Here is a 14517-nt window from a genome sequence, read left to right on the forward strand (position 1 = left end):
CTCTCCTTAAGCATTATTACTATTCGCTCTTTTCATGATTTCCTGTACTATTGATGTTTTAGCATTCGCATAGTGCTGGACATGCCTCCATTTATTCTTTGCCAAGCTTCGTTTGACTTGTGCATATTTGTCCCGATCAGTATCATTAGTCCGCAACCAATCACGGAAGCGTAACATTCTATCAATCTCTGATGTGCCCAAACTGAACACATGCAGATTAATATCGGTATCCGGTCCTTTAAACAAACGATGCTCAAACCAGTCAGGTTCTCGAATCTGTAGCACATATCCGGCCGCTTCCAACACTGGAACGTAGGATGACTCATCAGCAGAATCCTTAACAACCAACCGTATTCTTTTGCAACTCATCTCGGAATAAATTTAAAAAATATATTTTGAAGTGACAGTAATACTTTCGGCATTTTAAATTGGGTATTTATCAAAGTCAATGAATCGACAGCTTCTGGGAAATCAACTGCATAATTAAGGGCTAAAGTACCTCCAAGTGATATACCTACCAGAGAAAATTTGTCTCCTGAGTTACCACAAATACGTTTTACTTCATCATATAAATTTTTATAGCCAATCGGACCTTTATCTTGTACAACAACCAAATTAATCTCTGATGTATCCTTCACGGATAATTTTTCCTTGACTGCCTCCCAGCTCGAAGGTTCTTGCCCCAGGCCATGAATCAATATTACTTTCATTAAATTTCTCCTTTAAACCATATCGAGTCAGGTGATTTTTAGCCTATTTTGGCTATTACCAAATAAATGGTATCAATCGATAAGGTACCTTTTGCTTATACTCGGCATAGCCTGACAATTCTTGTTCAAGAAATACCTCTTCTGATTTGATTCGTTTAGCAATAATTAATGGATACAACAGGAAAATAGCAAAGGCGTAAATTGATCCTAGTATCAAAGGCATCGATAAAAACAGCAAAACCGTCGCACTATACATTGGATGTCTGACAATTCCATAAAGCCCTGTATCTATCAACTTTTGGTTTTCCTGCTTCACTATTGTCCGACTAAGATAGGTGTTCTCACGCAGCACCTCAGCATATAAAAGGTAGGCCACAAGAAAAACTAGGGTCGCTGAAATCACTACTCCCTTTGGCAAAATATACCAATTAAACCGAACGCCTAGTCCAGCCACAATAAAGCCTGCACAAAACATTAATCCACTTAGTTTTACAACCAGGCTTTGATCTTTTTGTTTTTCTTTTGCATTCAGTCGTTTTCTTAATAACTCTGGATTTTTATACATCATGACAAGCCCCGCGCAAAACATCTGAATAAACAGGATGCCCATGAATAGCCATGCATTAGCATATGCGGTCGTTCCAGCTGGTAAGAATATCAATAGCCCTACTAGCAAAAGTCCCAATGTGAATTTTGCGATTGCTTGAATAAATAAAGTTAAGGTCATAGCAATTCTCCTTTCACGCTTCTCATTCTAAGGAATCATCGACTCAATTTTATCTGTCATAATTTGCTCAAAGATAAATTTGTAGCTCGTTTTTTAAATACATCCGCATCATAAATTATCCATCTGCTTCTTCACAAATTCTACCATTTCCAAAATGACAGGTTTTATTTTAGAAATAACATATTCCCCGCTCTGCAACTCAATATTATCGATTTCCTGTTTAATAATGTAATCCACTCTTTGAGGATTATCGTTTAGGACGTATTTCAGAGGTTGATCTTTTAACCGATTGTAATAGTGAGTTTGAATTTTTCTGTTATGACCGGAAGCCCAAACTTCAAATCTAAATGTCTTATGTACAAAGACAAGTTGAATTTTAATCCCCTTTGCCTTTAATTCTGGATCAGTTAATTGAAAATAGGCAAAATCCATATTATTCTCAGCGATATTACCAGAAAAAGAATAGTCCGGTAATTCTTTTTCAAGCCCAACACGTAGAAACCTAAATAATTTAATGAATTCCTGATAACCAAGTTGAAGTTCAGTGGTTTCTAAAAGATTTTTATAAGTTTCTAAATAGTTACTATTGAAGTTCATATTTTCACCTTCCTAATATTAATGGTGCTATTTTGTAGTGTATTTTCATAATTGAAATAAAGCGGTATCTTTCTTCAATTATCTTATCACGATTAGGGGATAAACGGAAAACCCACAACTTTGTTTAGAGTCATGGGCTTTTTACATCTACAAGTTACCGCTAGATCGTATTATTTATCAATAACCCATTCTCCAAGACTGTATGTCTAAATCATAGATAGATATTTTATCAAAATATCGAGTATCCTCATCCTAATCCCGCTCAATGACATCAATGCCAAATAGTCTCAGAAGCGTATTAAAGTTATAAGGGTAAGAGTTATCTCCTTCAAATACTACCGCCTTATGCCCATCACTATATTTAAATTCCAACTCCCACTGTGTTCCATCAAGTACCGTGTATCCAAAGCGTCCAGTTGTATAATGTCGTCTCCACTCACTGATGTGTAGCTCTTTAAGCGCAGCTACGAATATATTTTTTGTATATGGTTCATCATTATCATCCAATAATAAGAGTGGTTCCTTTACTTCCCATAACTTTGTATAGGCTTTCAATTCATCGGATAGCAGTACAATATAGGTACGATAACCACCCAAATAACCTCCAATGTTAAAAGTAATCTTACAGATAGCATTAACGTTTGCATCAAAATCAGCTATCTTTTTTTCAGCCTTTGATAAATTATAAATTCCGCCAGCCTCAACATAGGCTTGTTTGGCTATATCTAAATACTCACGGTTCCAATAAATTCGGTTATCTTTACTGGGCTTAATAACAGTTTTCTTGTCAGCATATGGGTTTTCCAGAGAATTTTTGAGGCGACCTATTTCTTGCTTAAGCCCTCGGATAGTGGTCATTATTTCCTCTTTCGTTTTTCCTTTAAGATGCTCTTCATAGTAACTTTCCGGACTGATCATCATAATAGACTGTCTCCTTTATTCGATAGGAACTTTTATTTCATCACCAACAGGTCAAACAAATCCCTGCTGAAACTTCATACCAAATGCATCTCCAATAACTTTTATCTCATCTAAACTTCCTGTCACCCGTTTTAATTTCCTATTGATGTTCTGCGGAATCTATCAATTGTATCTAACAAATTCAGAAACGTTTATATTCAAAAGTATATAATGGAACTTTGCCTATTTTGTAAAGCATCACTTTTTCAATTATTTGATAACTTAAAACGACATAGTTCTAATATATCCAGGTATCAAACGATTCCGTTGAGTCTGTCAAAAATAGATTTTTCAACGTCATCGAGGCCCAATCTACATCGTCTGCCTCAAACTCAATTGACTGATTCTCTTCAAAAAGTTTATTAACAACAGCTAATACAAAATTCTCAAACGTACTTTCATCTTTTGAGCAAACATAAGCAATTAAATTATCCGAAACGAAAGCAACATGTTGGATGCTATTATTTTTAACATAGTAAACTTCTGCTGGTAAAATCTTTGTAAAGTCCTCAAAATTAGCTGATAGAGGATTTATCGCTTGGTGAGTCTCTTTATAGTGATTAAAAAGCAACTCGCAACACTCTCTATAGTCATTTTGACCTCGGATTGCATTGAATATTTTACTTTCACCAGAGGATAAACCCTTTAGCAAATCTTGTTTCTTTACTTCCATTTCATGACTAATTCTAGCCTTCTTAAAGCCTTGAGATGCTAAGAAAGTTGTTTTCTGAGTTTCAAGAGAAGATATCATCACTTGTAGTGGAGACTTCTCTTCATCAGCAATTTTCTGAAACAAGTTCGCCTCACTTATTACTGCTGTATCCTCCAAATCAAATTTGATATAACAATGATTCTTATGATAAGTATTTCGATACGTTTCGACTTTAGCTAGTTGTTCTCCAGAGTTTTCTATCAGATACTTATCTTTATGCTTAGTAATTTTCATGTTCATATCCTTTCATTAAATCAATCTCAAATGATAGAAAGCCCACAACTTTATTTAAGAGTCATGGGCTACCTACATCTATAATTTACTGCTAGATCGTTATTATTTATCTATTTTGACTAAGAGACAAACAGTCTCAACATGTGTCGTATGCGGGAATTGGTCGACTGGTTGAACCGTGACCAATTCATAACCGAATTCACGTAGCCAGACTAAATCTTCTGCTAAACTTTTCGGCGCACAAGATACATAGACTATTTTGTCCGTTCCGTAGCGGCCGATGCTACGCATCACTTTACCGCCTGCTCCACTTCTAGGTGGATCCAGGAGCAACATATCTGGTTGGCCCCAAACGTCTCTTAACTCTTTAAGCCCGGTACGTGCGTCAGAAGTCATGAAGAAGGTATTGTCCAAACCGTTATCTTTCGCATTACGACGCGCTGAGATAATCGAATTTTCGACAATTTCAATTCCAGCTAATTCTTTACTGTTTCTGGCAAGTGGTAAACTAAAAGTCCCCACACCACAGAATAAGTCTAATACTTTCATGTCTGAATTAACATTAGCCATCTCAAGAGCCAACTCAACTAATTTTTCTGCTTGTACGGGATTCGCCTGAAAGAATGTATCCGGCCAAATACGATACTTAAAGCCATTTAATTCATCATTGATATAATCACGGCCATGCAGGATATACGTCTCATCAGCTTGAATTCTTTCAACTGCTTCTGCGTGTTCCACCCACTGTAAACTGACAAGATTCTCAAATTTTGATGTCAGTCTTTCAACTAAATCATCGACGGCTGCTTGCAATTCGCTTGGTGCTTTCGTTGCATAAACAACAACCATAATCTCCTTTGTCACAAAAGAAGTTCTAAGTAATAAATTACGTAATAAACCTGATTTTTCATCTTTGTCATAACCTGGAAAGTTATAATCCTTTTGCCATTGACCAAGTACATGTTTAATCTCAACCATCACTTTTGGCGCAAGAATCGAATCTTCTAAATCAATCACATTGCGAAAATTCCCTTGTTGATGCATGCCAAGTTCGCCTGTCGCACCAAAAGTCAATTCCATTTTATTACGGTAGCGCTCTGGATTTTCCATCCCAATAATCGGCTGAACTAAAGCCGGATCAAAGCCGGACTCTTTTAAGTAATCTTTGACCATATTCGATTTATATTCTAATTGCGCATCATACAACATATATTGTAGTGGGGTTCCTCCAGAAATTGCTTCATGGATTGGGACGTCTAAATTACGGGTTGGGCCTGCTTTAAGTAACTCATCATACTCAACCACTGCTTTACTGCGACCTTTCGCATTTTCAACCGTTACTCTGACCACATCACCTGGAACAACATTCGTTACATTAATATTTAGATGTTTTCCATTCGATCCTCGATCTGGTGGATGAATATAACGGGCATAACCGTAACCGTTTGGGTTGATAAATTCAATCGTTACTTCAAGTGTTTCTGTTGGATATCTTTTTTTAGTCATTTCTTCACCTTAACCTTTAAAAGTTCTCGATACACCTTAGTATACTAAAAAACGGCCAAAAGCACTATCACACTTGGATATCCTTCAATTGGATCAGAAAAAGAAGCCGTCATCATCATTATAACTTTCACACTCGCCTTGCCAGTCTGACATACTTTCCTTAATGACATCACATAATTCATCGTAACTTTCTTTATCAACATGCCCATGTGTCAGCATGGCTTTGTAAAACTTCTTAATACTAGCGGCATTGGCTTTAATGGTCGCTGGTGTGGCCCAGTCGGTTTTACGAACGAAATAATCTCCGAAATATGCATCGAGTTCATAACCACACCCGTCTTTCATCTCTTGGACCAATCGATTCATAAGATAAGTATTTATATAAAATTCAGTATTGTCTAAATGCTTTTCAATCGTCTTTGCTTTCAAATTGGCCGCTTTTAATTCTGCTTCAAACACTTCTAAATAACGTTGATTTTGCTGACCAAGTCTTTCAATTTCATAATCCTTTAAAAAAACTCCTATCTCTAAATAAATCATTGGAAAAAAATGATTTCCAATTACTCCGGCAAGTTTTTTATTTTTTGGTGCATCCGAATGAGTTGCTCCAAGCTAGCGTTTAAGCGTCCTATTTTGTCCTGGGTTTCGGCAATTTTAATCGCTAGCAGACTTTCTATTTCTTGACGGTCCTTGAGAGGCATCGTCTGGATATCTTCAATTGTTTCAAAACTTTCATCAAAAGCTACTAATTGCTGAATCTCATTTAATGAATAAGCCAGGTGTTTGAGTTGCTGAATATGCTGCAGACGCTCAAGATCCTTTTCATTATAAAGGCGTGCATAGTGATCACGGTTGGGACTGATTAAACCAAGCTTTTCATAATATCTGAGCGTATCTTTCGACAGACCTGTTCTGGCCACCACTTCATTCGTTCGCAATTTGAATCCCCTCTCTTGACATGGAGCGCACTCCATCTTTTAGAATAAGTATATCAAATAATCTTGAGGAGTGAGTAAATGTTAATGTTAAGAATCTTGACCTTTTTATATGGTTTATTGACGGTCCTGGCAATTGGCGAAGATGCAAAAATTTATGGTCTACAATGGGTGCATGCCCTCTATCCGCTATTTTCTCTGTGTTTAATGTATTTTGCCATTAAAACTGAGCCGTTGAATTTACTTTATATCGGATTAGTCGGTTTATTACTCGCCGCTGCCATAAGTGGCTTGGTAATGAACACATTTCACTGGAGCCATCTTATTGTACGCTTGGTCGTTTCACTCCTTCTGTTGTGGTTTTGGATCCAACTTAGTTAAACTAAAGAGCAGCCCAGGGGCTGCTCTTGTTTTGTGATTATTGGCTGGCTTTCATTTCTGTCGCTAATGTTCTGATTAATGGTTTTAACCAACTTTCAAGTTCATCCAGTCCAAAGCCTGCTGCTTCAATCTTATCTGAAATCAGATACCAGTTCTCTCGTGTATTAAACGGTGAACCAGTAATGGTTTCTTGCGTATAGTCGACTTTCACTGTTTGCCCAGTCATTTCTTGTAACCACTCGATAAAAGTTTGACGACTAATCGAATCGCGAGAACTTATATTTAGACTACCGGTTTGTTGGTTTTCAATTACCCATACAATCGCATTAGCCGCACTACTACCTTTAACAAAATTAATTTTTGCTTCTGGGTTATTAAATTGAATCGTGTCATTGTTGAGTGCTTTTTCAACGTACAGGTGCAAACGTTTCGTATAATCATCCTCATCTAAAACAATTGGAAAACGAAAGGCAGTTACCTTGAATGGTGCTTTTGTGAACAAGACTTGTTCGGCTTGACGCTTGCCTTCGCCATAATCCACCTGTTTTTCGGGGTCAATATGGTATGCGGTTGGATCAAAATCTGCTTCAACAAAACCATCTTTGGCACCATCGTAGACAGCTAAAGAGGATGTAAAATAATAATGTTCCAGTTGCTTTCCAAATTTATCAATCCGAATATGGGCATCGCTTGCATCATAACAGATGTTATCGAACACCGCGTCCCAGTTTTCAGCTTTTACTCTTTGCCAACCAGCATGTTCTGGTTCGCTAGCATCTAGTAGGATATGTGCTGCTTTTCCTTCAAATGGATTCGCTTTATTGCCTCTTGTCGCTAACGTTACATCGTAACCTTTATCTAATAATAGTTGCACTGCTTTCTTGCCGAAAAAATTAGTTCCACCTAATACAAGTATCTTTTTCATTTTAGTCACCTTTTCATCTTTGGTATGCTCGCTCCTAGGACTTTCTAAACTTTCATGGTTAGTCGATATCTATAGGATATACAAGATAAGAAAGCATGTCTACTATAACTATTAGCAACAGGTTGGTTGGGATAATCATTGCTGATTGAGTGTTTATCATGGAAGTGTCTAATTTGGGAATTGTTGCAGCTGTTGGTTTCGTTGACTGGCTGTGGTTCTTATTGTATCCGGAGGTGGGGGTGCAAATTAGTTGCACTATTTCTTGGTTTATTACACTTACACTAGGAGGGGGTGCCACGATGTTCATGGATTTAGCTAATTACTTTGGGACGAATGCGTCAAAGTATGTTCAATATGTCAGTGAACATGTTTCTTTGAGCTTGAGTGCTTTAGTGATTGCGATGTTGATTGGCCTGCCCTTGGGGTATTTTGGCTACCGATTTAAGCGTGTAGGTAATCTGTTTTTGACGGGTTCGCAAGCTTTGCGCGTTATTCCGAGTTTAGCTGTGTTGTTTATTCTAATTCCAATTGTGGGAACGGGTAAGTTGCCCGCGACGATTGCGCTAGTGTTTCTGGCGGTGCCTCCGATTGCGATTAATACTCAAGTTGGTTTTAGTGAAGTGCCTGCAGTCACAATTGAAACAGCAACCGGTTTGGGAATGAATAGTCGTCAATTATTTCGTAAAATACAGATTCCATTGTCTTTGCCTTATTTACTGAATGGCATTAAATTGGCGCTTGTTGAAATCATCGCGAGTGCGACTTTAGCGACTTATATTGGTGCAGGTGGTTTAGGGACTTTGATTTTCACTGGTCTAGGGCTTTATCGGCTAGATTTATTATTAATTGGTGGGTTATCGGTCGCGATTCTGTCTCTGTTTTCAACCGTCTTGTTCGATTACTTTATTAGAAGGAGTGATATTTAATGATAAAAAAATATTTAATCAGTCTTGTCGCAGTGTTGTTCGCCTCTGCGATTGTGACCAGCAGTGTCAGCGTCTCAGCTAATCACGAAGGAGAAGCCATTCGTATTGGTTCAAAAGATTTTACGGAGAATTTACTGGTGGCTGAAATTTATGCCTTAGCATTAGAGGCTGAGGGGTTTGACGTGGAACGCGTGCCAGCTATCTCGAGTGCGATTGTACATACAGCGATTACTAATGATGAAATTGATTTGTATCCTGAATATACTGGTACGGGCTTATTGACGGTTTTACAGTTGCCAATGGAAACGGATCCGGAGAAAGTGTTTGAAATTGTAAAGACTGAATATAATGAGCAGTTCGACTTAACCTGGTTAGACTATTCCCAGGCCAATGATAGTCAAGGTTTGGTCATTACGACGGCCAAAGCCGAGGAATTAGAGATTGAGACGATTTCTGATCTTCAAGCTCACGCCGATGAGTTGCGTTTCGCTTCTCAAGGTGAATTTGATATGCGTGAAGATGGGCTTCCTGGTTTAGAAGGCGTCTATGGCAGTTTTACTTGGGCCTCTTCCACGATTTATGATAATAGCTTAAAATACCAAGTGTTAAAAAATGATGAAGCCGATGTGACGCCTGCCTATACGACCGAAGGTCAGCTTGTGAATAATGATTTGTATACAGTTCTAGAAGATGACAAGCAATTCTGGCCGCCTTATAATTTAGCGCCGATTGTGCGTAATAATGTCTTGGAGGCTCATCCGGAAATTGAAGAGATTCTAGGGGAAGTTAATGATCAGTTGGACACAGAAAAAATGATTGAATTGAATGCTAAAGTCGATGTTGATGGCGAAGAATATCTAGAAGTTGCTAAGGAATTTTTCGATTCACTTAAGTAGCTTTTGAAGGGAGAGTATGATGATGCCAATAGCTATTGAATTTAAATCGGTCAGTAAAACATTTCATCTAAACGCAGAGCCCGCTCTGTCTGATGTTTCTTTTCAAATTAAAGAAGGCGAGTTCATCACCGTTTTAGGTTCATCTGGCTCTGGTAAAACCACTACCCTTCGCATGATGAATCGATTAATTGAACCTGACAACGGCCATATTGAGTTTTATAGTCATGATATACGAGGGATTGATGCGATTCAACTTCGTCGACAAATGGGCTATGTTGTACAACAAATCGGCCTATTTCCTCATTTGACGGTGGCTGAAAATATAGCGACTGTGCCTAGTCTATTAAAATGGGACAAAAGGAAAATATTGGCTCGTACAGAAGAGTTACTTCATTTAGTGAAACTTCCTCCTGAGGATTATTTGAACCGTCGTCCGCGTGAATTGTCTGGTGGGCAACAACAAAGAGTCGGTGTAGCCCGTGCTTTAGCTGCTGATCCGGCCATTATGTTGTTGGACGAGCCATTCGGTGCGGTGGACGCCATAACGCGTTTAGATCTACAAGCTGAAATCCAGAAAATTCATCAGCAATTAGATAATAAAACCTTTATTTTTGTGACACATGATATCAATGAAGCTTTTAAATTGGGCGATCGCGTGATGATTATGGATCACGGTCGTATTTGTCAGTTTGCTACGCCTCGGGAAATTATTCGCTCTCCTCAACCGGGTTTTGTTCAGAAATTGATTGATACAGTCAATGAACAAGAAGCATTGTGGGGTGAGTTCAAATGATTGACTACTGGCTTCGCTACAACGACCGCTTAATTGAAGCAACTTGGCAACATGTGCAGATTGTTGGACTGGTGATGTTGATCTCAATTATCATTGCGGCCAGTCTGATTGTGCTATTGGCTCGTTTTCCACGATGGTTGAATCGTTCTATTTACTTGTTTTCGGTAGTTTATTCCATCCCTAGTATGGCGCTGTTCGCTCTGTTGATTCCTTTAACTGGCTTAGGTCGTACGACTGCGATTGTAGTCTTGGTGATTTATTGTCAGTATATTCTGTTGCGAAGTTTTAATACTGCCTTGTTGGAGGTCGATCCTTTGATGGTTGAGACAGCTACCGGGATGGGCATGACGCCTCAACAAGTGTTTCGTAAAATTCAGCTACCACTCGCAATGAAGGGGCTACTGGCTGGCATTAAAATTGCGGCTATTTCAACGATAGGTATTACAACAATTGCTGCGACGATTAATGCAGGTGGGTTGGGAACGATTCTATTTGATGGGATGCGTACAGCAAGTTTAGTTAAACTATTTTGGGGTACTATATTAACAGCAGGTTTATGTTTATTGGTAAATGCTATATTGTATGTGGTTGAACGTTTGGTGGTTCCGTTGGAAGATTAATAGGTAATTTGATAAGCAAGCAGTGCCTAATGGGGCTCTGCTTGCTTTTTGTTTTAAGAGGTAGAGGTCGAAAAACTAAACCTACAGGCGGACTACATTGCGGAATAAAATGTCGTACGACTGTAGTTTTTTTTCATCTTATTAACGTTTCTAACCGAGAAAAATAAATAAATATTTTGTTAGAATTTTACTGTCTAATTTTGTACTTAAATGCTTTATCTTTAAATAAATAGTCAAATGACTTATGAGTATTAACATAACTATTCGAAGCGGAATGTTTCTGAAAGTTACTCGTCACTATATTGAGAATGGTATTGTATTTAATTCTATCATCTACCAAACTTTTAATTCTCAAAACTCGGAGTGGTTCATAGGGAAACAAGATTCCAAATGCACAAGCCATTCTAAGAACTGTACGCGAAAAAGCTTCTGAGTAATAACAGTTTTCGCATTTGAAATGCTTATGATAGAAGTTGGTATTAAAACTTTTACATTCTGGACAATAGATTCCTTTCTGAACGACTGCGTAACGTTCTGCTGTTAAAGACATCAAATGATCATCCTCTACACTATTTTTCAATAGCCATTCTACTTCTTTTTGCCAAGTTTCTTGAGGATATTTTCTACTTTCCTCCTGTAATTTACGAATAAAGGAACGCAACCTTGCACGTTTAATGAAGGGTAAACTAGCATCATCAATATCAACTGTATCCTCTTCACTGATAAAAACAACATAACTACTCATGGGGATTTTAAATCCTTGTTCACGCATCAATTGAGCCAAAAGTTGATGCGTTCTTTCTAATTGTCGAAAATCATCATGATACTTGGGCCGACCATTGACTTGCCATAAGCCCTGACTATAAATATATTCTGCAGTATAATTTTTAACTTCAAGAATAGTCACACCTGATGGCTTAACCAATAATATATCAATTTGAATTTCTCCCCCGCGTGTTCTATATCGTAAGTCCTTAAGAAGTAGCCAATCTTGAGGGATTTCTTTTTGAAGAATACTTGCGAGTTCAACTTCTCCTTGAAAGCCTGATTCACAATACTTCAAATCTTGTTGTTCTTTCTCATCTAACGCTTGACGAACATACATTTCTTCCAACCAATAATGTGCTTGGGTTTTATACAACATATCTGATTCTCCTTTTATTATTTATATATAAATACGTAATTAGTGTCCAAATATGCCTCGAATTTATTAAGTTTTCGTTAAGTTTATTTCATAATTAGATTTGTAGCTGTTTTTTGTCCAATAACATAGTTTTAAATGAGAAAATAAAATATTAAACCTGATTTTATCACTTGGGAGTGATATAACAAACGGCTACATCACCTGGGAGTGATATAACAAACTACTTCATCACTTGGGAGTGATATAACAAACTGCTACATCACTTGGGAGTGATATATCAAAGCGCTACATCACCTGGAAGTGATATATCAAAGCGCTACATCACCTGGAAGTGATATATCAAAGCGCTACATCACCTGGAAGTGATATAACAAACTGCTACATCACCTGGAAGTGATATATCAAACTGCTACATCACCTAGAAGTGATATAACAAGTCGCTACATCACCTGGAAGTGATATATCAAAGCGCTACATCACCTGGAAGTGATATAACAAGTCGCTACATCACCTGGAAGTGATATATCAAAGCGCTACATCACCTGGAAGTGATATATCAAAGCGCTACATCACCTGGAAGTGATATAACAAACTGCTACATCACCTATTACTGACAATTCCATGCAACAAACCCTTCCCCACCCCATCAAAAAAAGCATTGTTCGCCATTTAGGCTTTCAATGCTTTCAACCCTCTATTAAATAAACTCAAAGACTCTAAAAACATCCCTTAAGCAACTTGTTCTCTGTCATTCCGCTAATATTCAACTCAGTCACTTCAATTCAGAAAACACCCGTTATTATCTAGTGATTAAAACCGTATAGTTTCTTACATACGAACTAGCTACGTCCTATTTCATGGATAAAATAGCTAAGTGAAACCAAAGGAACGCAAAAAAGCGAACCAAATGATTAGGTTCGCTATTTTGTCCGAAATATTCTTTTATTAATTAACTTTCTTTAATAAAGCGACACACTCCACGTGGGGTGTCTGGCCGAATAAATCAACGGGTTGAACAAATTGTAATTCGTAGCCTGCTTGCGAGAATAACTCACAGTCACGTGCACAAGTCGCTGGGTTACAGCTAACGTATACGATTTTTTCAGGGGCTTGTTCAATAACAGCTGTCACAAAGTTTTCTTCTAAACCTTTACGTGGTGGATCCACTACAACGACATCAAAGTTTACACCTAAGTCGTTCCAACGTGGTAACCATTCTTCGGCTTTACCAACTTCAAAAATCACGTTTTCAATTGAATTTAATTCAGCGTTTTGCTCAGCCATTTCAATGGCTTCTGCAACGATTTCCATGGCATATAGATTTTTCGCATGTTTGGCTAAAGCTAAACTTAAAGTACCAATCCCACAATAAGCATCTAGAACAGTTTCTTTACCAGTTAGACCTGCAGCCTCAATAGCTGTTTGATAAAGTACTTCTGCCTGGGGTGTATTCACTTGATAAAACGAGTTAGGTGAGATGCGGAACGTCATATCAAGCATTTTGTCTTCTATAAAGTCTCTACCCCATAAAATTTTGTTCTCGCCACCTAAGATAACGTTCGTGTCCTTATTGTTAATGTTCTGAACGATGCTGACAACGTTTGGTAATTGTTGCTTAATCTTTTCAACGATAAACTCTTGTTTTTCTAAACGTTTTTGGTTGATCACTAAGATGATCATCATTTGACCAGTATAGTGGCCACGCTTCACAACGATATGACGCATAACACCACGTTTTCTTTGCTCGTCGTAAGGTTGAACGCCTTCTTCACGTAGAATATCACGAATCGTAACAATCGCTTTGTCAATTTCTGGTTGTTGAATGTAGAAATTTTCTACAGGTACTAAATCGTGACTGTTACGACGGAAGAAACCAGTTTCCAATTGTCCTCTAATCGTACGAACCGGGATTTGTGCCTTATTGCGGTATTCCCATGGATGTTCCATCCCTAGAGTTGGTCTTACATCAGCATTTGTGAAATGGCCAATTCTTTGGAAGGCTTGAGCCACTGCAGATTGTTTATAGGCTAATTGCGATGGATAATTCATATGTTGTAAAGTCATTGTTCCCACTTGACGGCCTACTGGATCAGTAATTTCAACTCGATCTGGACTTTCAACAATAATTTTTTGTAAACGACCATAACCGAATTTCTTACCCGCCTTAGTAATATTGAAGATAATTTCTTCCCCCGGGATTACTCCTTCGACGAAAAATGGAAAATCATCCACTTTAACCACACCAGCACCTTGGGAAGTTAAGTCAACGACAGTCGCTTGTAATTCCTCGTTCTTTTTAAATATACGCATTTCTTTCATAATTAGCTCCTAGCTGTTTCATTTTGTTATCCTATTGTACCAAACTTATGCTCAAGATACTTATTTCTAAAAAAAAATTAATAAAATATTTTCACAACTTAAGTGGACGCGTTTCCAAAGAAGTGTCATGAC

17 protein-coding genes are annotated in these 14517 nt (G+C 37.8%); 5 read left to right on the forward strand and 12 right to left on the reverse strand.

Annotation, left to right across the window (positions count from 1 at the left end; genetic code table 11):
- Nucleotides 1–6 precede the first annotated feature (6 nt).
- From ACTQ45_RS05465 to ACTQ45_RS05505, 9 genes are all read right to left on the reverse strand, one after another.
- Nucleotides 7–369: a GrpB family protein gene (locus ACTQ45_RS05465; protein ID WP_242835549.1), complete on the reverse strand. Its 363-nt coding sequence runs from the start codon at nt 367–369 to the stop codon at nt 7–9.
- Nucleotides 366–710: an alpha/beta fold hydrolase gene (locus ACTQ45_RS05470; RefSeq protein ID WP_441763149.1), complete on the reverse strand. Its 345-nt coding sequence runs from the start codon at nt 708–710 to the stop codon at nt 366–368. The genes ACTQ45_RS05465 and ACTQ45_RS05470 overlap by 4 nt, the downstream gene beginning before the upstream one ends.
- Nucleotides 711–765: 55 nt before the next feature.
- A complete protein-coding gene (locus tag ACTQ45_RS05475; RefSeq protein ID WP_441763150.1) occupies nt 766–1437 on the reverse strand; it encodes a methyltransferase family protein in 672 nt (223 codons plus the stop codon).
- 108 nt (nt 1438–1545) lie between these two features.
- A complete protein-coding gene (locus ACTQ45_RS05480; protein WP_153833512.1) occupies nt 1546–2034 on the reverse strand; it encodes a DUF7000 family protein in 489 nt (162 codons plus the stop codon).
- A 252-nt stretch (nt 2035–2286) separates the two neighbouring features.
- On the reverse strand, nt 2287–2955 hold the full coding sequence (locus ACTQ45_RS05485; RefSeq protein ID WP_441752474.1) for a hypothetical protein: 669 nt from the start codon (nt 2953–2955) through the stop codon (nt 2287–2289).
- 277 nt (nt 2956–3232) lie between these two features.
- On the reverse strand, nt 3233–3940 hold the full coding sequence (locus ACTQ45_RS05490) for a hypothetical protein (protein WP_441763151.1): 708 nt from the start codon (nt 3938–3940) through the stop codon (nt 3233–3235).
- Nucleotides 3941–4042: 102 nt separating this feature from the next.
- Complete coding sequence (rlmD, locus tag ACTQ45_RS05495) at nt 4043–5446, reverse strand: 23S rRNA (uracil(1939)-C(5))-methyltransferase RlmD (protein WP_441763152.1); 1404 nt, start codon at nt 5444–5446, stop codon at nt 4043–4045.
- 93 nt (nt 5447–5539) lie between these two features.
- Nucleotides 5540–5986 (reverse strand): hypothetical protein, encoded by a 447-nt coding sequence (locus ACTQ45_RS05500; protein ID WP_441763153.1) that lies wholly within the window; start codon nt 5984–5986, stop codon nt 5540–5542.
- A gap of 20 nt (nt 5987–6006) precedes the next feature.
- Entirely contained in the window at nt 6007–6384 is a 378-nt protein-coding gene (locus ACTQ45_RS05505; RefSeq protein WP_441752478.1) for a MerR family transcriptional regulator, read from the reverse strand.
- An 84-nt stretch (nt 6385–6468) separates the two neighbouring features.
- Here ACTQ45_RS05505 and ACTQ45_RS05510 point away from each other — a divergent pair, with 84 nt between their 5' ends.
- Nucleotides 6469–6762: a hypothetical protein gene (locus ACTQ45_RS05510; protein WP_441763154.1), complete on the forward strand. Its 294-nt coding sequence runs from the start codon at nt 6469–6471 to the stop codon at nt 6760–6762.
- A gap of 37 nt (nt 6763–6799) precedes the next feature.
- On the opposite strand, the gene ACTQ45_RS05515 is transcribed toward ACTQ45_RS05510, so the two are convergent.
- Nucleotides 6800–7687, reverse strand: a complete 888-nt coding sequence (locus ACTQ45_RS05515) for an NAD-dependent epimerase/dehydratase family protein (RefSeq protein WP_441763155.1) — start codon at nt 7685–7687, stop codon at nt 6800–6802.
- Between the two features lie 299 nt (nt 7688–7986).
- Here ACTQ45_RS05515 and ACTQ45_RS05520 point away from each other — a divergent pair, with 299 nt between their 5' ends.
- The 4 genes from ACTQ45_RS05520 to ACTQ45_RS05535 are packed head-to-tail and all read left to right on the forward strand — an operon-like array spanning nt 7987 to nt 10922.
- A complete protein-coding gene (locus ACTQ45_RS05520) occupies nt 7987–8613 on the forward strand; it encodes an ABC transporter permease (protein ID WP_441752515.1) in 627 nt (208 codons plus the stop codon).
- Nucleotides 8613–9509, forward strand: a complete 897-nt coding sequence (locus ACTQ45_RS05525; protein ID WP_441763156.1) for a glycine betaine ABC transporter substrate-binding protein — start codon at nt 8613–8615, stop codon at nt 9507–9509. The genes ACTQ45_RS05520 and ACTQ45_RS05525 overlap by 1 nt, the downstream gene beginning before the upstream one ends.
- A 22-nt stretch (nt 9510–9531) precedes the next feature.
- Nucleotides 9532–10302 (forward strand): ABC transporter ATP-binding protein, encoded by a 771-nt coding sequence (locus ACTQ45_RS05530; RefSeq protein WP_441763157.1) that lies wholly within the window; start codon nt 9532–9534, stop codon nt 10300–10302.
- Nucleotides 10299–10922 (forward strand): ABC transporter permease, encoded by a 624-nt coding sequence (locus ACTQ45_RS05535; RefSeq protein ID WP_441752483.1) that lies wholly within the window; start codon nt 10299–10301, stop codon nt 10920–10922. The genes ACTQ45_RS05530 and ACTQ45_RS05535 overlap by 4 nt, the downstream gene beginning before the upstream one ends.
- Nucleotides 10923–11109: 187 nt before the next feature.
- Here the strand turns inward: ACTQ45_RS05535 and ACTQ45_RS05540 are convergent, their stop codons facing one another.
- Together ACTQ45_RS05540 and rlmD (ACTQ45_RS05545) are read right to left on the reverse strand one after the other, a co-directional pair.
- Nucleotides 11110–12066 (reverse strand): nuclease-related domain-containing protein, encoded by a 957-nt coding sequence (locus ACTQ45_RS05540; RefSeq protein WP_441752484.1) that lies wholly within the window; start codon nt 12064–12066, stop codon nt 11110–11112.
- 945 nt (nt 12067–13011) lie between these two features.
- On the reverse strand, nt 13012–14385 hold the full coding sequence (rlmD, locus tag ACTQ45_RS05545; RefSeq protein ID WP_441752485.1) for a 23S rRNA (uracil(1939)-C(5))-methyltransferase RlmD: 1374 nt from the start codon (nt 14383–14385) through the stop codon (nt 13012–13014).
- Between the last annotated feature and the right edge of the window lie 132 nt (nt 14386–14517).

It is taken from the genome of Fundicoccus sp. Sow4_D5 (assembly GCF_052116365.1).
Taxonomy (GTDB): domain Bacteria; phylum Bacillota; class Bacilli; order Lactobacillales; family Aerococcaceae; genus Fundicoccus.